Annotated in this window: 16 protein-coding genes; all 16 read left to right on the forward strand. The window is 66.1% G+C overall.

The features are described from left to right. The first annotated feature begins 39 nt into the window (after positions 1-39). The 16 genes from leuC to JF515_RS04105 all read left to right on the forward strand — a co-directional run bounded on the left by leuC (position 40) and on the right by JF515_RS04105 (position 18,390). The gene (leuC, locus tag JF515_RS04030; RefSeq protein ID WP_203101239.1) at positions 40-1,455 is read left to right on the forward strand and encodes a 3-isopropylmalate dehydratase large subunit; all 1,416 of its coding nucleotides are present in this window, start codon (positions 40-42) and stop codon (positions 1,453-1,455) included. Positions 1,456-1,467: 12 nt separating this feature from the next. After that, the gene (gene leuD, locus JF515_RS04035; protein ID WP_203101241.1) at positions 1,468-2,106 is read left to right on the forward strand and encodes a 3-isopropylmalate dehydratase small subunit; all 639 of its coding nucleotides are present in this window, start codon (positions 1,468-1,470) and stop codon (positions 2,104-2,106) included. A 22-nt stretch (positions 2,107-2,128) separates the two neighbouring features. Further along, positions 2,129-3,205: a 3-isopropylmalate dehydrogenase gene (leuB, locus tag JF515_RS04040; RefSeq protein ID WP_203101243.1), complete on the forward strand. Its 1,077-nt coding sequence runs from the start codon at positions 2,129-2,131 to the stop codon at positions 3,203-3,205. Between the two features lie 72 nt (positions 3,206-3,277). Next, on the forward strand, positions 3,278-4,390 hold the full coding sequence (gene asd, locus JF515_RS04045) for an aspartate-semialdehyde dehydrogenase (RefSeq protein ID WP_203101245.1): 1,113 nt from the start codon (positions 3,278-3,280) through the stop codon (positions 4,388-4,390). Next, on the forward strand, positions 4,390-5,406 hold the full coding sequence (locus JF515_RS04050; RefSeq protein ID WP_203101255.1) for an aspartate-semialdehyde dehydrogenase: 1,017 nt from the start codon (positions 4,390-4,392) through the stop codon (positions 5,404-5,406). The genes asd and JF515_RS04050 overlap by 1 nt, the downstream gene beginning before the upstream one ends. A 156-nt stretch (positions 5,407-5,562) precedes the next feature. After that, entirely contained in the window at positions 5,563-8,583 is a 3,021-nt protein-coding gene (locus JF515_RS04055) for a FimV/HubP family polar landmark protein (RefSeq protein WP_203101257.1), read from the forward strand. A 100-nt stretch (positions 8,584-8,683) separates the two neighbouring features. After that, complete coding sequence (gene truA / locus JF515_RS04060) at positions 8,684-9,493, forward strand: tRNA pseudouridine(38-40) synthase TruA (protein ID WP_203101259.1); 810 nt, start codon at positions 8,684-8,686, stop codon at positions 9,491-9,493. A gap of 37 nt (positions 9,494-9,530) precedes the next feature. Beyond that, positions 9,531-10,208, forward strand: a complete 678-nt coding sequence (locus JF515_RS04065) for a phosphoribosylanthranilate isomerase (protein WP_203101261.1) — start codon at positions 9,531-9,533, stop codon at positions 10,206-10,208. After that, positions 10,192-11,403, forward strand: a complete 1,212-nt coding sequence (trpB, locus tag JF515_RS04070) for a tryptophan synthase subunit beta (protein WP_203101263.1) — start codon at positions 10,192-10,194, stop codon at positions 11,401-11,403. The genes JF515_RS04065 and trpB overlap by 17 nt, the downstream gene beginning before the upstream one ends. A 21-nt stretch (positions 11,404-11,424) precedes the next feature. Beyond that, on the forward strand, positions 11,425-12,231 hold the full coding sequence (gene trpA, locus JF515_RS04075) for a tryptophan synthase subunit alpha (RefSeq protein WP_203101265.1): 807 nt from the start codon (positions 11,425-11,427) through the stop codon (positions 12,229-12,231). A 22-nt stretch (positions 12,232-12,253) separates the two neighbouring features. Beyond that, a complete protein-coding gene (gene accD, locus JF515_RS04080; protein ID WP_203101266.1) occupies positions 12,254-13,135 on the forward strand; it encodes an acetyl-CoA carboxylase, carboxyltransferase subunit beta in 882 nt (293 codons plus the stop codon). 10 nt (positions 13,136-13,145) lie between these two features. Continuing rightward, positions 13,146-14,381 carry a bifunctional folylpolyglutamate synthase/dihydrofolate synthase gene (locus JF515_RS04085; protein WP_203101267.1) on the forward strand — a complete coding sequence of 412 codons (1,236 nt, stop codon included), beginning with the start codon at positions 13,146-13,148 and terminating at the stop codon, positions 14,379-14,381. Then, a complete protein-coding gene (locus JF515_RS04090; protein ID WP_203101268.1) occupies positions 14,382-15,026 on the forward strand; it encodes an SPOR domain-containing protein in 645 nt (214 codons plus the stop codon). Positions 15,027-15,104: 78 nt separating this feature from the next. Then, entirely contained in the window at positions 15,105-15,599 is a 495-nt protein-coding gene (locus JF515_RS04095; protein WP_203101269.1) for a CvpA family protein, read from the forward strand. Positions 15,600-15,637: 38 nt separating this feature from the next. Further along, positions 15,638-17,167 (forward strand): amidophosphoribosyltransferase, encoded by a 1,530-nt coding sequence (gene purF / locus JF515_RS04100; protein WP_203101270.1) that lies wholly within the window; start codon positions 15,638-15,640, stop codon positions 17,165-17,167. A gap of 11 nt (positions 17,168-17,178) precedes the next feature. After that, positions 17,179-18,390, forward strand: coding sequence for an O-succinylhomoserine sulfhydrylase (locus tag JF515_RS04105; protein WP_203101271.1), 1,212 nt, complete (start codon positions 17,179-17,181; stop codon positions 18,388-18,390).

Genomic DNA, 18,390 nt, shown 5'->3' on the forward strand with positions numbered 1-18,390 from the left:
GAAGATTCCCCTATTGAACCAGGACCAGGACGAAGACCTATGGCTGGCAAAACGCTTTACGACAAATTGTGGGACGCCCACCTGGTCGCCGAACGCGAGGACGGCTCGGCGTTGATTTACATCGACCGGCAGATCATCCACGAGGTGACCTCGCCGCAGGCGTTCGAGGGCCTGCGTCTGGCGGGCCGCCAGCCGTGGCGGGCCGGCGCGTCGGTGGCCACCATCGACCACAATGTGCCCACCACTCCGTTCAACAGCGCCGCGGATATCGAGGACGAGACCTCGCGCATCCAGGTGACCACCCTGCAGGACAACACCCGTGAGTTCGGCATCACCGAGTACGGCATCGGCGACGTGCGCCAGGGTATCGTGCACGTGATGGCCCCGGAGCAGGGCGCGGTGCTGCCCGGCATGACGGTAGTGTGCGGCGACTCCCACACCTCCACCAACGGCGCGCTGGCCTGTCTGGCCCACGGCATCGGCACCAGCGAGGTGGAGCACGTGCTGGCCACCCAGACCCTGGTGGCCAGCAAGATGAAGAACATGCAGGTGCGGGTGGATGGCGACCTGGGGCCGGGCGTTACCGCCAAGGACGTGGTGCTGCACATCATTGGCGTGATCGGCACCGCCGGCGGTACCGGCCATGCCATCGAGTTCGCCGGCAGCGCGATCCGCTCGCTGAGCCTGGAAGGCCGTATGACGGTCTGCAATATGTCCATCGAAGCCGGCGCCCGCGCCGGCATGGTGGCGGTGGACGACACCACCATTGATTACGTGCGCGCCCGTCCGGCGGCTCCCAAGGGCGCCGACTGGGACAAGGCGGAAGCCTACTGGCGCACCCTGGTGTCCGATGACGACGCCGAGTTCGACACCGTGGTGCGGATCGACGCCGCCGATATCAAACCCCAGGTGTCCTGGGGCACGAGCCCGGAAATGGTGGTGGCGGTGGACGCGCCGTTGCCCGATCCCGCCGCCGAGCAGGACGAGGTGAAGCGCTCCGGCATGCAACGGGCTTATGAATACATGGGCCTGGAGCCGGGCATCAAGGTCAGCGATATCAAGGTGGACCGGGTGTTCATCGGCTCGTGCACCAACTCCCGCATCGAGGACCTGCGCGCCGCCGCCGAGGTGGTCAAGGGCCGCAAGAAGGCGGACTCCGTGAAGCAGGTGCTGGTGGTGCCCGGTTCCGGGGTGGTCAAGCAGCAGGCCGAACAGGAGGGCCTGGACAAGATCTTCCTGGAAGCCGGTTTTGAATGGCGCCAGCCCGGCTGTTCCATGTGTCTGGCCATGAACCCGGACCGTCTGCAGCCCGGCGAACACTGCGCCTCCACCTCGAACCGTAACTTCGAGGGACGCCAGGGCAATGGCGGTCGCACCCATCTGGTGAGCCCGGCCATGGCCGCCGCCGCCGCGGTGGCCGGCCACTTCGTCGACATTCGTGATTTGGACGCGTAAGGAGCGGTCGTCATGGAAAAATTCGTTAAACATACCGGCCTGGTGGCGCCGCTGGACCGCGCCAACGTGGACACTGATCAGATCATTCCCAAGCAGTTTCTGAAGTCCATCAAACGCACCGGCTTCGGCCCCAACCTGTTCGACGAGTGGCGCTATCTGGACGAGGGCCAGCCGGGCCAGGACAACGATGCGCGCCCGAAAAATCCGGACTTCGTGCTCAACAAGCCCGAGTACCAAGGCGCCAGCGTACTGCTCACCCGGCGCAACTTCGGCTGTGGCTCAAGCCGTGAGCACGCCCCGTGGGCGCTGATGGATTTCGGCTTCAAGGCGATCATCGCGCCCAGTTACGCCGATATTTTCTACAACAACTGCTTCAAGAACGGCCTGTTGCCGATCGTGCTGCCGGACGCTACCGTTGACGAGCTTTTCAAGGCCGAGGCCGCCAGTGACGACTTCCGGCTTACCATCGACCTGGAAAATCAGCAGGTGCTGACCCCGGAAGGACAGGCCCTGGCGTTCGAGATCGACGGCTTCCGCAAGCATTGCCTGCTCAATGGTCTGGACGAGATTGGCCTGTCCCTGCAGCAGGCGGATGTCATCCGCGCCTACGAGGCACGCCGCGCCCAGGCCGAGCCCTGGGTATTCGAATAGTGAACGAGGAAAAGAGAGCACAATGAGCAGTATTCTGGTGTTGCCCGGTGACGGGATCGGTCCGGAAATCGTGGATGAAGCCCTGCGGGTGCTGGAAGCCGCTAAGACGCGCTTTGGTCTGGATGTCGACCTGGAACAGGGCCTGGTGGGCGGCGCGGCCTATGACGCCGAAGGCGACCCGTTGCCGGAGGGCACGCTGGCCAAGGCGCGCGCCGCCGACGCTATTCTGTTCGGCAGCATTGGCGGGCCCAAGTGGGACAATATCGAGCGCGACAAGCGTCCGGAGCGCGGCCTGTTGCGGTTGCGTTCCTCCCTGGGCCTGTTCGCCAATCTGCGCCCGGCGATCCTGTTTCCGCAACTGGCCGGCGCCTCCAGCCTCAAGCCGGAGGTGGTGTCCGGGCTCGACATCCTGATCGTGCGTGAGCTGACCGGCGGCATCTACTTCGGCCAGCCCCGTGGCATCAAGGAAGAGAACGGCGAGCGGGTCGGCTTCAACACCTACGTGTACTCCGAATCGGAGATGAAGCGCATCGCCCGGGTCGCCTTCGATCTGGCCATGCAGCGCGGCAAGCGCGTGTGCTCCGTGGACAAGGCCAATGTGCTGGAGGTCACCGAGCTGTGGAAGGAAGTGGTCACCGAGGAGGCCAAGGCCTACCCGGAGATCGAGCTGTCGCACATGTACGTGGACAACGCCGCCATGCAACTGGTGCGCGCGCCCAAGAATTTCGATGTCATCGTGACCGGCAACCTGTTCGGTGACATCCTTTCCGATGAAGCCGCCATGCTCACCGGCTCCATCGGCATGCTGCCCTCCGCGTCCCTGGACGAAAACCGCAAGGGCCTGTACGAACCCTGCCACGGCTCGGCGCCGGACATCGCCGGGCAGGGCATCGCCAACCCGCTGGCGACGATCATGTCGCTGGCCATGCTGATGCGTTACAGCCTGCAGCGCGGCGATGTGGCCGACGCCATCGAGGCGGCGGTGGAAAAGGTACTGGATCAGGGACTGCGAACCGCGGATATTCACACCGAGGGCACCCGCAAGGTGAGCACCGGGGAGATGGGCACCGCTGTCGCCGAGGCACTGGCCAACGGCTGACCGCGGCATCGCCACCCCGTTCATCCATAGAAGACAGAGAAGGGCGGCATGCTCTTCGGGAGAACAGACTCAATGAAGAAAGTCGGTTTTGTAGGTTGGCGTGGCATGGTGGGCTCGGTGCTCATGGACCGCATGCGCGCGGAGAACGACTTCAAGGACATCGAGCCGGTATTTTTCTCCACTTCCCAGGTGGGTCAGCAGGGCCCGGACGTGGGCAAGGACATTGCGGTGCTCGGCGACGCCAAGAGCATCGATGAGCTCAAGCAACTGGATGTGATCGTCACCTGCCAGGGCGGCGACTACACCAATGAGGTGTACCCCAAGCTGCGTGAAGCCGGCTGGGACGGCTACTGGATCGACGCCGCCTCCGCCCTGCGCATGGCGGACAACAGCGTGATCGTGCTGGACCCGGTCAACCGGGGCGTCATCGATCAGGCCCTGGATAAGGGCGTCAAGGATTACGTGGGCGGCAACTGCACCGTGAGCCTGATGCTGATGGCCCTGGGCGGCCTGTTCAACGCCGGCCTGGTGGAATGGGCCAGCGCCCAGACCTACCAGGCGGCCTCCGGCGCCGGTGCCCAGAACATGCGCGAGCTGATCGCGCAGATGGGCGCCATCCATGGTGACGTGGCCGAGCAACTGGCCAATCCGTCCAGCGCCATTCTCGACATCGACCGCCAGGTGGCGGCCACCATGCGCGGCGACGGGCTGCCCCATGAGCACTTCGGTTTTCCGCTGGCCGGCTCCCTGCTGCCCTGGATCGACAAGGAAATGGACAACGGCCAGAGTAAGGAAGAGTGGAAAGCCCAGGCCGAAACCAACAAAATCCTGGGTCGTGGCGACCAGCCGATTCCGCTGGACGGCACCTGCGTGCGTATTGGCGCCATGCGCTGCCACGCCCAGGCGCTGACCGTGAAACTGACCCGCGACGTGCCGCTGGACGAGGTTCATGACCTGGTCGGCCAGGCCAACGACTGGGTCAAGGTGGTCCCCAACGAGAAAGAAGCCACCCTGCGCGACCTGACGCCCACCGCCGTAACCGGTACGCTGACGGTACCCGTGGGCCGGCTGCGCAAGCTCAACATGGGTGGTGAATATCTGAACGCCTTTACCGTGGGCGACCAGTTGCTGTGGGGCGCCGCCGAACCGCTGCGCCGCATGCTGCGTATTCTTCTGGAGCACTGATGACAAGCACCGTCGATCTGGCCGTGGTGGGAGCCACCGGCCTGGTGGGCGAGGCCTTTCTCGAACTGCTCGCCGACCGGAATCTTCCGGTCGGCGAGTTGTTCGTTCTGGCCTCCGACAACAGCCTCGGCAAGACCCTTCAAGTCGGCAAGCGCAACTTCAAGGTAGGCAAGGCCGAGGACTTCGATTTTTCCCGCGTGCAATTGGCGGTGTTCGCCGCCGGCGCGCGGGTGTCCCAGGAGCTGGTGCCGCGCGCCGCCGAGGCCGGCGCCCTGGCGCTGGATCTGTCGCCGGCGTTCCGCTACGAGCCGGATGTGCCGCTGGTGGCGGCCGGCGTCAACGAGGAACAGCTCGGCGCCGCCCGGGAACGCAATATCGTGGCCGCTCCGGACGCGGCCACCGTGCAATTGTTGCTGGCGCTCAAGCCACTGTTGGAGCTGGGTGACCTGTTGCGGGTGTCGGTGACCCAGTTGCAGGGTGCCTCCGCCGCCGGTCGCAACGGCGTGGAACGGCTGGCCCGGCAAAGCGCCCGGTTGCTTAATGGCCTGGACGCGGAGGAGGGCGGTGATCCACAACACGCCTTCAACCTGCTGCCGGTAGCCGGCAGCATGCAGGACAACGGTTACACCAGCGAGGAACTCAAGCTGATGCTGGAGACCCGCCGGGTGCTGGCCCAGCCGCAACTGGCGGTGGATGTGAGCTGCGTTCAGGTGCCGGTGTTCCATGGCATCGCCCAGACCGTGGTGGTGCAGGGCACCCTGCCGCTGGCCCTGGCCCAGGCGGAAGCCTGCTGGGATCAGGCGCCGGGTCTGCAGATGGACGAGGGCGGCGAGGCCGACAGCGCCTCTCCGGTGGCGCAGATCCGCGCCGACCTCGGCGTGCGTCTGGCCCGTGTTCGCGAGGACATCGACGGGCAAGGCGCGCTAAGCTTCTGGACGGTGGCGGACAACATCAAGACCGGCGCCGCCTACAACGCGGTGCTGCTGGTGGAAGCGTTGCTAAAAGACTATCTGTGATGAATACTTAGCGGGAATATGTGACGCAGTTTCTAGGTGTCATCGGTAATTTACTGCACAATCCCACCTTGCCGTTATGGGTACAAGGGAACGGCGTCGCGATTATTTTGCGGCCTGCACGAGCGGGGACGGGATAATAAGTAAAGGGTTCGATCAATGCTCCGAAGACTTGGGATAGGCTTTATCGCCCTGGCGGCCATGTCGCCCGGGCTGGCGGCTGCACTGGGGGTGGGGGAGTATGAGCTGAACTCCTATCTGAACCAGCCGCTCGACATGACCGTGCAGCTGCAGGATCTGGGGGATTTGTCCAAGGACCAGATACTGGTCGAGCTGGGGTCCCAGGAGCAGTTCGACAACGCCGGCGTTGAGCGCGCCTACTTCCTCAATAGTCTCGATTTCGAGGTGACGCTGGATGCTTCCGGCGACACCGGGCAACTGCGCATCACCTCCGATCAGCCGGTCCGGGAGCCTTACCTGGACTTCCTGGTGCAATTCCTCTGGCCCACCGGCCGGTTGATGCGTGAATACACCGTCCTGCTTGATCCGCCCAGCTACGCCGACGCCGACAGCGCCGTGACCCCGGCGCGCAGCGAAGCGCCGCCGCGTCCGGTCAGCCGTCCGGCTCCGTCCCAGCCGGAGCGTCCGCGCCCGGCGCCGGTCCGGGCGCCCGCGCCCGCGCCGGTCGGCACCGAAGCTCCGGTCGCCGATACCGCTTCCACCGATACCGCCGAACAGCGGACCTATCGGGTCGGTGCCTCCGATACCATGTGGCGCATCGCCGAGCGCACCCGCCCCAACGCCGGCGTGTCCGTGCAGCAGATGATGCTGGCGATTCAGGAGCGCAATCCGGACGCCTTCATCAACAACAACGTGAACCTGGTCCGTGAAGGCGCGGTGCTGCGTCTGCCGTCGGAAAGCCAGGTGCGCGACCTCTCCAGCCGCGAGGCGCTGTCCCGGGTGGCGGCGCAGAACCGCGAATGGCAGCGCCTGCGTGATCAGCGCGCGCCCGCCCCGTCCCGGGCACCGGTGGACGCCACCGGTCGCCAGCAGGCGGACCGTGATGGCGCCGGCGCCGATGGCGACGGCCGGGTCACTCTGGTCACTCCGGACAGCGCCGAAGGCGTGGGCGACGGGGACGGTACCGGCAGTGCTGGCGGCGGCCAGGCCAACACCGCCGCCCTGCAGAACGAACTGGCGATCCGCGATGAGAACCTGGACCGCCTGCAACGGGAAAATGACGAACTGCGCAGCCGCATCGGCGACCTGGATGGTCAGGTGGAAGTGAGCCAGCGGCTGCTGGAGCTGCGCAACGAAAAAATCGCCGCGCTTCAGGAAGAACTGCGCCGCCTGAGCGAACAGCAGGGCACCGAGGTCGATCCGCAATTGCTGGAAGAGCCCGCCACGCCGATGCCGGTGGAGCCGGACGGCGGTATCGGTGACGGCGCGGTCGGCCCGAACGGCGAGACCGCCGAAGGCGCCGACCCGGACCAGGGTACCGCGCCGCGCGATGCCAGCGGAGGTGAAAGTGGTGACGTCGCCGGCGGCAAGGCGCCGGCCACCGATCAGGCCGCGCCGCCGGGTGGCCAGTCGGGCGACACCCGGGATAACAAGGCGGCGAACCCGCCGCCCAAGCCGAAACCGGCCACCCCCGCCAGCGACGCCGGCGGGGGTATCGTCGATCTGATCATGGGCAACCTGATCTACATCGGCGCCGCCCTGGCGGTGCTGTTGTTGTTGATTCTGCTGGCCGTGCGCCGCCGTCAGGGCGGCGACAACGGTGGCGATGACGAGGCCGGTTTCGGTGACGATGACGGTGGTTTCGACGCCACGCCGGTGATGGGCACCGAGGGCGACGAAGAAGATTCGCGGGACGCCGGCGTGCCCCAGGAAGACCTGGACGACGAGCACATGGACCCCATGGAGCGCGCCGACGTCTATGTGGCCTACGGTCAGTACCCCCAGGCGGTGGACTACCTGCGCAATGAGATCAATCAGGCGCCGGAGCGCGGCGATCTCAAGATCCGCCTGCTGGAACTGCTGCGCGAGATGAACGACGACAACGGCTTCCATCAGCAGGCGGCCATGTTCGCCGGCACCAGCGTCGCGGTCGACGCCGCCATCAAGCGCCTGGGCGGCGAGCCCGGTGACGCCGACGAGTACGCGGCCATCGCCGACGATCCGGAAGAGGACGGTCCCCAGGAGGAGGAAGAGCTGTCCCTGGACGACCTGGAGCTGGATCTGGCCTCGGATCTGTCCGACGGCGGTTTCGACGATGGCGCGATGGTCTCCTCCGATCAGAGCGAGGGCGATGATCAGGGCGGCCTGGAACTGGACGACTTTGATTTCAAGCTGGACGACGATGACCAGCCCGCGACCGCCGGTCTGGAGGCCGGGGATACGGACAGCGCCGACGGCGACGAGCAGACCCTGGAATTTGACGAGCTGGTGTTGGATGAGCCGGACGCCGCCGGTGAACCCATGGCCGCCGAAGGCGACGACGACGGGGCCTTTGAGTTCTCCCTGGATGACGATGGCGAAGAAGGCACGACCTTCACCGAGGATGAGCTGGCGGCTCTTGATCAGGCCGATCAGCGAGCCCGTGAAGGCAGCGACGCCACCGCCTCCGACCTGGGCGATCTGGAACTGGATGATCTGGAGCTGGACGATCTGGACGTGGAGCTGAACGACGGCCCGGCGCAGGACTCTCCGGCCGCCGATGCCGAGATCGCCGACAGCGTGGAGGAGCCGCGTGCCGACGTGGACGATCTGGATTTGTCCCTGGACGATTTGGATCTCAGTGACGATGACGCTCCGGAAGATCGGGTCGGTGACGCGCCGCTGAGCGAGGCCGCCGAAGCCGATGAGCCGGATGCCCTGGCGTCGGCGTCTCGGGAGCTGGACGACCTGGAGCTGGAATTCGGTGACGATGAGGCCGAGCCCGCTCCGGCGGTCGCTGGCGCGGCGGGCCCGGACAAGGGAGACGACATGCTCGGTGATGACGACGATTTCGACTTCCTGGGCGAGACCGACGAGAACGCCACCAAGCTGGATCTGGCTCGCGCCTACATCGACATGGGCGACGCGGAAGGTGCCCGGGACATTCTCAACGAGGTGCTTTCCGAAGGCAGTGAGGAACAGCAGGGCGAAGCCAAGGAACTGCTTGCCCGGGTAAGCTGATCCGCTTCAGCCGCGATTCCCGACAAAGTACGCTAAACTACACCAGGGGCGATGCCATGAAGGCATCGCCCCTTTCCTTTTTGCTGTGTGTGGACCAACGATGACCCGAATCGCCCTGGCGGTGGAATATGACGGCAGCGCCTTCCATGGCTGGCAGACCCAGCAGCCCGGCGTGCGCACGGTCCAGGAAGAGGTGGAAAAAGGGCTGTCGCGGGTGGCGGACCATCCGGTGACGCTGGTCTGCGCCGGGCGCACCGACGCCGGGGTACATGCCACCGGTCAGGTCTGTCATTTCGATTCCGACGCGGATCGGGACATGAAGGCCTGGGTGATGGGCGGTAACCGTTTCATTCCCGACGACGTGGCGATCCGCTGGGCGGTGCCGGTGGATGAGGACTTCCACGCCCGTTTCAGCGCCCACCGGCGCTGCTACCGCTACGTGATTTACAATCACCCCCGGCCGCCGGCGCTGTTCCGCCGCCAGGTGACCTGGAACCATCGCCCGCTGGACGTGGACGCCATGGCGTTGGCCAGCCAGCATCTGGTTGGCACCCACGATTTCACCTCCTATCGCAGCGTGCATTGTCAGGCGAAGTCGCCGGTGAAGACCCTGACCCGCTTTCAGATTCACCGCCGCGGGCCGTTGATCGTGCTCGAAGTGGAGGCCAATGCGTTCCTGATGCACATGGTGCGCAACATGGCCGGCGTGCTGATGACCATCGGCGCCGGCTACCGGGACCCGGACTGGGCCCGCCAGGTGCTGGAGGCCCGCGACCGTACCCGGGGCGGCGTCACGGCGCCGCCTTATGGGCTCTATCTGGTGGAGATCGGCTACCCGGACGCTTTCCCGCTGCCCAAGCAGCCGCGCGGCCCGCTGTGGCTCGCGGACCTGGATGGCGGCCATAATTGACGCCGTACTCGCTTCGGTCTGCTATGATGGATTTCGCATGAACGCACCCCGGGTTAAAATCTGTGGCATCACCCGCGCCGAGGACGGCCTGCACGCCGCCCGCGCCGGGGCCGACGCCATTGGCCTGGTGTTCCACCCGGCCAGCCCCCGTTACGTGACACCCCGGCAAGCCGCCGATATCGTCGCCGCTCTGCCGCCCCTGGTGACCACCGTGGGGCTGTTCGTGGACGCGGCGCCGGAAACCGTGGCTTCCGTGCTCAATGAAGTGCCCCTGGATCTGCTGCAGTTCCACGGCGATGAATCCCCGGCTTACGGTGCCGCTTTCCGGCGACCCTGGATCAAGGCGCTACGCATGCGCGACGGCGCCGACCCGGCCGCCGAGGCGGAACGTTATGCCGCCGCCGGCGCCCGGGGCTTGCTGGTGGACAGCTATGTACCCGGGGTGCCCGGTGGCACCGGCGAACGCTTCGACTGGTCGCGGCTGCCCGGCGAGCTGGCTCTGCCGTTGATTCTCGCCGGTGGGCTGGACCCGGATAATGTCGCCGCCGCGGTGCGTGCCACCCGCCCCTGGGCCGTGGATGTGAGCGGCGGGGTGGAGTGCCGGGGCGACGACGGTCGCCGCCTCGGCGGCATCAAGGATTCCGGCGCGGTGACCGCCTTCATTCGCGCCGCTCAGTTCCATGACGAAGGAGTAACAGGTGACTCAACGTCCTGACTATAAGGCTTTCCCCGATCAGCGGGGCCATTTCGGACGGTTCGGTGGACGCTTCGTCTCCGAGACCCTGATGGCCGCCCTCGATGAGCTGGAGACCATGTACCGCCGGCTCAAGGACGACCCCGAATTCCAGGCCGATTTCGATCGCGACCTGGCGCACTACGTGGGCCGTCCCTCACCGCTGTACCTGGCCGAACGATGGACCGAGCAACTGGGTGGCGCCCGTATCTGGCTCAAGCGCGAGGATCTCAACCACACCGGCGCCCACAAGGTGAACAACACCATCGGCCAGGCCCTGCTCGCCAAGCACATGGGCAAGCAGCGGGTGATCGCCGAAACCGGCGCCGGCCAGCACGGCGTGGCTTCCGCCACGGTGGCGGCGCGTCTGGGGCTGGAGTGCCATGTGTTCATGGGCGAGGAGGATATCCGCCGCCAGAAGCTCAATGTCTACCGCATGAAGCTGCTGGGCGCCGACGTGATTCCGGTGACCTCCGGTTCGCGCACCCTCAAGGACGCCATGAACGAGGCCATGCGTGACTGGGTCACCAACGTGGACGACACCTTCTACATCATCGGCACCGTGGCCGGCCCGCACCCGTACCCGATGCTGGTGCGTGACTTCCAGTCGGTGATCGGCCGCGAGGCCCGCGAGCAGAGCCTGGCCCAGGCCGGCAAACTGCCCGACGCCCTGGTCGCCTGCGTGGGGGGCGGCTCCAACGCCATCGGCCTGTTCCACCCGTTCCTGGAAGACGACGGCGTCGCCATGTACGGCGTTGAAGCGGCCGGTGACGGCGTCGAGACCGGCCGCCACGCGGCGCCGCTGTCCGCCGGCCGGCCCGGAGTGCTGCATGGCAACCGCACCTACCTGATGGAAGACGACAACGGCCAGATCATCGAAACCCACTCGGTGTCCGCCGGGCTGGATTACCCCGGGGTGGGCCCGGAACACGCCTGGTTGAAGGACATCGGCCGGGTCAACTACGTGGCCGCCGATGACACCGAGGCGCTGGCCGCCTTCCGCGAGGTGACCCGCGTGGAAGGCATCATGCCGGCGCTGGAATCCGCCCATGCCCTGGCCTACGCCCGCAAGCTGGCGCCCACCATGGGCAAGGACAAGGATATCATCGTCAACCTGTCCGGGCGCGGCGACAAGGACATCCTGACCGTGGCCGAGATCGACGGCATTCACTTCTGAGGATTGGGGAGACCACGCAACATGAGCCGTATTGAAACCACCTTCGCGCGCCTCAAGGAACAGCAGCGCAAGGCCCTGATCCCCTTTATCACCGCCGGCGACCCGGGGCTGGAAGTCACCGTGCCGCTGATGCGCACCCTGGTGGAGGCGGGCGCCGACGTCATTGAACTGGGCGTGCCGTTTTCCGATCCCATGGCCGACGGCCCGGTGATCCAGAAAGCCTGTGAGCGGGCCCTGGCCGCCGGCACCGGTTTGCCCGACGTGCTCGCCATGGTGCGCGAGTTCCGGCGCGGCGACGACACCACCCCGGTGGTGCTGATGGGCTACCTGAACCCGGTGGAGTGCATGGGCTACGAGCGCTTCGCGGAAACCTGCGCCGAAGTGGGCGTGGACGGCGTGCTGCTGGTGGACCTGCCGCCGGAGGAATGCGACGAGATCGCGCCGCTGTTCAAGGAACGCGGCGTGGACCTGATCTTCCTGGTGGCGCCGACCACCACGGAGGCGCGTATCAGCCGCATTGCCGAGGCGGCCAGCGGCTACCTCTATTATGTGTCCCTGAAGGGCGTTACCGGCTCCGCGTCACTGAACGTGGACGAAGTGGCGGCCCGGGTTGAAACAATTCGCAATCTTGCTCAATTGCCCATCGGGGTGGGCTTTGGTATCAAGGACGCGCAATCGGCGCGGGCGGTGAGTCGCGTGGCCGATGGCGTGGTGGTGGGCAGCGCCCTGGTCAGTCAGGTCGCCGCGCACGCCGACGATCCCATGGCCATGACCGCCGCCGTGTCGGAGATTCTGGCCGGCATGCGCGCCGCCATGGACAAGCCCTGAGTATTCGAGGAAGGCCCGGACGATGAGCAATAACTGGCTGGAAAAGATTCTCCCCACGGTGCGTCGTTCCCAGGAGAACCGACGCAGCAACGTGCCCGAGGGGCTGTGGCGAAAGTGCCCGCGCTGCGACAGTGCGTTGTACCGGCCGGAATTGGAACGCAACCAGGACGTGTGCCCGAAATGCGGCCACCATCTGCGGGTGGGCGCGCGCAAGCGTCTGCGCTTGTTCCTGGATGAAGGGCAGACCAGCGAGATCGGCGCCGATCTGGCGCCGGTGGATCGCCTCAAGTTCAAGGACTCCAAGAAATACAAGGACCGCCTTGCCGCCGCCCAGAAGGACACCCAGGAAAAAGACGCCCTGGTGGCCATGAAGGGCGGGCTGCATGGCATGCCGCTGGTGGCGGTGGCCTTTGAATTCCGTTTCATGGGCGGTTCCATGGGCTCCGTGGTCGGCGAGCGCTTCGTCCGCGCCGTGGACGTATGCCTGGAGCAGGGCCTGCCACTGGTGTGCTTCGCCGCCAGCGGCGGCGCGCGCATGCAGGAGGCGCTGTTCTCCCTGATGCAGATGGCCAAGACCTCCGCCGCCCTGGAGCGCATGCGCGAGGCCGGGCTGCCGTTCATTTCGGTGCTTACCGATCCGGTCTATGGCGGCGTGTCCGCCTCCCTGGCCATGCTTGGCGACGTCAACGTGGCGGAGCCCAACGCGCTGATCGGTTTCGCCGGCCCCAGGGTGATCGAGCAGACCGTGCGCCAGAAGCTGCCGGAAGGCTTCCAGCGCAGTGAATTCCTGCTCGAACACGGCGCCATCGACATGATCGTGGAGCGCCAGCATATGCGCGACACTCTGCACCGTCTGCTCGCCAATCTCACCGGGGCCCCGCTGGCCGATACCGCCGACGCATGAGCGCGCGGCCATGAGCGACAGCCTGGATACCTGGCTCGCCCGCATCGAGCGCCTCCACCCCAGCGAGATTGAGCTGGGTCTGGAGCGGCTGCGCGGCGTCGCCGGGGCGCTCGGCGTGGAGCGGCTGCCAATGCCGGTGATCACGGTGGCCGGCACCAATGGCAAGGGCTCGGTGGTGGCGCTGATTCGCGCCCTGGCCGGCGCCGCCGGCCTGGGCTGCTGCGTATACACCTCGCCGCACCTGCAACGCTTCAATGAACGCATCGTGCTGCCTGATGGCCAGGCCGGCGATGACGACCTGTGCCGCGCCTTCGAGGCGGTGGAAGCGGCCCGGGGCGATACCCCGCTGACCTATTTCGAATTCACCACCCTGGCCGGTCTCTGGCTGTTCCGTGACAGCGGCGCCGATCTGGCGGTGTTGGAAGTGGGCCTGGGCGGTCGTTTGGACGCGGTCAATTTGCTCGACGCGGACGTGGCGGTGGTCACGTCGGTGGGCCTGGACCATGTGGAATGGCTCGGCGACACCCGCGAGAAGGTGGCGGTGGAAAAGCTTGGCATCGGGCGTCCCGGCCACCCGCTGGTGTACGGTGAACGGGACGCTCCCGCCAATCTTGACGCGGAGCTGGAGCGGCTGGGCGTGGTGCCACTGCGCGCCGGTCGGGAATACCACGTTGACGATGCCCACCTGATGATCCGGGTCGGTGAGCGGTTGCGCCGCTACCCCTTGCCGTTGCCCGCGCGGCTCGGCTCGGACAATCTGGCCACCGCCTGCCAGGCATTGGCCGCCGCCGGTCTGGCGCCGGCGCCGGATCTGCCGCACCGGGTGGCGGATACCGGCCTGGTGGGGCGTTGCCAGGTACGCCGCTGGCGCGGCGCCCAGTGCGTGCTGGACGTGGGCCACAACCTCGAGGCCCTGAGCCGGCTGCGTGAGCGGCTGCCGCTGTGCGCCGGTCGTCGCCGGATCGTGGCTGGCATGATGGCGGACAAACCGGTGGAGGCGGCGCTGGGCCTGCTCGCCGAGCGCCCCGCCGACTGGTACCTGGCGCGCCCGGGCCTGCCGCGGGCGGCGGACCCGGCGCGGCTCGCGGCGGCCCTGCCCGAGAGCGCCCCCCGGCGCGTGTTCGACAGCGTGGCCGAGGCCCTCGCGTGCGCCGTGGCGGACTGCGGGGCTGGCGACCAGGTGTTGATCGTGGGATCCTTCTACACGGTGGCCGAAGCGCTCAACGCCATGGACGAGGATGACTAGGTGCGACAACGAACCCGCCAACGCCTGATCGGGCTGTTGCTGCTGCTGCTGCTGGCCGCCATTCTCGCGCCGCTGGTATTGCGTTCCCCTGAGCAGGTCCGGATGGCCCTGGATATGTCGATTCCGGAGCCGCCGGCGGTGGATGAACCGCGAGTCGACCCGGTGATCGGCGGCGAGGAGCAGGTCGCCACCGACCAGCAGATCAGCGAGGAACAGCAGGCGGTGGCCGAGGCCGGCGAGGAGCAAGCGAAGGACGAGCCAGCCGAGGACGCGCCCGCCACCACGCAAGCGCCCGCCGCGCCGAGCCGCGAACCATCGGCGGAGCAGGGCGGCGGGGCAAGGGATGAGCCCGCCCCGGCCCCGGCCAAACCGGACGGACAGGACGGACAGGACGGGCCGCGACCCGGCTTCACCGTACAGGTGGCCAGTTTCAGCGACGCCGCCAACGCCGAGGCCCTGGTCACGCGCCTGCGCGCCGCCGGCTACAACGCCTATCACCGCACCGTCAGCCAGGACGGCAACCACTGGGAACGGGTGTTCGTGGGCCCGGAGATCAAGCGCGCCGACGCGGAGTCCCTGCGTCAGCGCCTCGCCGACGACAAGGACTTCGCTCTGGATGGCCTGGTGCGGACCTTCGTGCCTTGAATCCGGGCCGACAAAGCCCTGTGCCGGCAAGGGCCGCTCTGGTAGACTTTGCCGCCTGTTCCAACCACGCGCGTGTTCATGAATCTGGCAGACGGCATCATTCTGTTCATCATCGCCGTATCGGCGTTGATCAGCGTTCGGCGCGGCTTCACGCGCGAAGCGTTTTCCCTGCTGACCTGGATCGCCGCCTTCATCGTCGCGCGCCTGTTCAGCCCGGCCCTGACGGTGCTGCTGGCCGATTCCATCGAAACACCCAGCGTGCGCCTGGCGGTGGCGTTCGGCGGCCTGTTCGCCGTTACCCTGATCGTCGGCGCGCTGATCAATCATCTGCTCGGCGAGCTGATTCGCGTGACCGGTCTCAGTGGCACCGATCGTCTGCTGGGCATGGTATTCGGCGCCCTGCGCGGCGCCCTGGTAGTGGTGGTGCTGGTGGCCCTGGGTCATCATCTCTTCGCCCAGGATGTCTGGTGGCAACAGTCGCTGCTGGTCCCGCATTTCGCCATGCTGGAGGACTGGACGCGGCGCGTCGCCGGGGATCTGATCGCTTATCTCATGAACGTCAGCGGAAGCTAAACTCTCAAGTTAGCGAAGCAAGCTAGAGGACACGCAAAATGTGCGGCATTGTTGGCATTGTCGGCCACTCCTACGTGAACCAGGCGATCTACGACGCCTTGACGGTTCTGCAGCACCGGGGACAGGACGCCGCCGGCATCGTTACCTGCGACGGGGACCGGCTGTTCCTGCGCAAGGACAACGGCATGGTGCGGGATGTTTTCCGTAACCGCCATATGCGTCGCCTGGTGGGCAACATGGGCATCGGCCATGTGCGTTACCCCACCGCCGGCAGTTCCAGTTCCGCGGAGGCGCAACCGTTCTACGTCAACTCGCCCTACGGCATTACCCTGGCGCACAACGGCAACCTGACCAACTCCGAGGTTCTGGCCGAGCATCTCTACCGCTCCGACCTGCGCCACATCAACACCACCTCGGACTCGGAAGTGCTGCTCAACGTGTTCGCCCATGAACTGCACGAGCGGGGCAAGGGCAAGCTGCGCCCCGAGCCGGACGATATCTTCGACGCCGTGGCGGCGGTGCACCGTCGCGCCGAGGGCGCCTATGCCGTGGTCGCCATGATCACCGGCTACGGCATTCTGGCGTTCCGCGACCCGCGTGGCATCCGTCCGGTGTGCTTCGGCAAGAAGGACACCGAGCACGGCCCGGAATACATGGTGGCGTCGGAATCCGTGGCACTGTCCTCCCTGGGCTTTCACCTGGTACGGGACCTGGCGCCCGGCGAGGCGATCTACATCACCGCCGACGGCGAGGCCCACACCCGCCAGTGCTACGATCAGCCGCGTCTTAACCCCTGCATCTTCGAGCAGGTCTATCTGGCTCGTCCGGATTCCATTATCGATGACATCTCGGTGTACAAGGCGCGCCTGCGCATGGGCGAGAAACTGGCCGAGAAGGTCGAGCGCGAATGGGCCGACCACGACATCGACGTGGTGATTCCGATTCCCGACACCAGCCGCACCTCGGCGCTGCAGATGGCCAACCGGCTGAATCTGAAATACCGGGAAGGGTTCATCAAGAACCGCTATATCGGCCGCACCTTCATCATGCCCGGCCAGCAGCAGCGGCGGAAATCCGTGCGCCAGAAGCTGAACGCCATCGAGCTGGAATTCTCGGGCAAGAACGTGCTGCTGGTGGACGACTCCATCGTGCGCGGCACCACCTGCCACGAAATCATCCAGATGGCCCGGGAAGCGGGCGCGCGCAAGGTGTATTTCGCTTCCGCCGCGCCGGCGGTGAAGTTCCCCAACGTCTACGGCATCGATATGCCCGCCGCCCGGGAACTGATTGCCCACGGTCGCAGCGACCAGGAAGTCTGCGATCTGATCGGCGCCGATCGACTGATCTACCAGGACCTGGACGATCTGGTCAGCGCCTGCCAGGAGGGCAACCCGAACATCACCGACTTCGATTGTTCGGTGTTTAACGGCGAATACCTGGCCGGTAACATCGATCAGAATTACCTGGATGAGCTGGAAGCACGGCGCAGCGACGACGCCAAGAAAAACAAGGAAAAGAGTCGCGCCCTGGCCGACAACGAAGTGATCGATCTCCACAATTCGAACTGAACGAGAAGGCAATGAGCGACAAACCGGATCCGAGCGACTACAACACCGACACCCTGGCCATTCGGTGGGCGCAACTGCGCACCGACGAGATGTCGCACTCGGATCCGATCTTCCTCACCTCCAGTTTCGTCTACAACAGCGCCGCCGAGGCCGCCGCCCGCTTTTCCGGCGAGCAGCCTGGCAATGTTTACTCGCGTTTCACCAACCCCACCGTGCGCGCCTTCGAGCAACGCCTGGCGGCCCTGGAAGGCGGCGAGCAGTGCCAGGCGCTGGCTTCCGGCATGGCCGCCATCAGCAGCACCTTTTTCGCGCTGCTGACGCCGGGGGATCACATCGTCAGCTCACGCAGCGTGTTCGGCACCACCAACGTGATCTACGATCGTTACCTGAAGAAATTCGGTATCGACACCACCCTGGTGGATCTCGATGATCTGGATCAGTGGAAGGCGGCGATCCGCCCGCAAACCCGGGTGCTGTTCCTGGAAACCCCCTCCAACCCGCTGTCCGAGGTGGGCGATATCGAGGCGCTGGCGAAGCTGGCCCACGACAACGGCGCGCTGCTGATCGTCGATAACTGCTTCTGCACGCCGGCGCTGCAGAAGCCCATCGCCCTGGGCGCCGATCTGGTGATCCACAGCGCCACCAAATACCTGGATGGCCAGGGTCGCTGCATCGGCGGCGCCGTGGTGGGCCCGGCGGATCTGATCAAGGAAGTGCACGGTTTCGTGCGTTCCGCCGGCCCCAGCATGAGCCCCTTCAACGCCTGGGTGTTCCTCAAGGGTCTGGAGACCCTGGGGCTGCGCATGAAGGCGCATTGCGCCAACACCCTGGAGCTGGCGCGCTGGCTGGAACGGCAGCCGGGCATTGCCAAGGTTCATTACGCCGGGCTGGAAAGTCACCCGCAGCACGCCCTGGCCGCCCGCCAGCAGAGCGGCTTTGGCGCGGTGCTGGCCATTGAGGTGGTGGACAGCGACGGCAATGCCGACCGTCAGGCCGCCTGGCGTTTTATCGACGGCACCAGGCTGCTGTCGATCACCGCCAACCTGGGCGACGTGAAATCCACCATCACCCATCCCGGCTCCACGACCCACGGTCGTGTGAACCCGGAAGAAAAAGAACGCGCCGGGATTACTGAAAACCTGATCCGTATCGCGGTAGGCTTGGAAGACATCGACGATCTGAAACAGGACCTGACGCTGGCGATCAAGGCGCTCGGCTTCTAA

Source organism: Alloalcanivorax marinus (assembly GCF_016785095.1).
Lineage (GTDB): Bacteria > Pseudomonadota > Gammaproteobacteria > Pseudomonadales > Alcanivoracaceae > Alloalcanivorax > Alloalcanivorax marinus_A.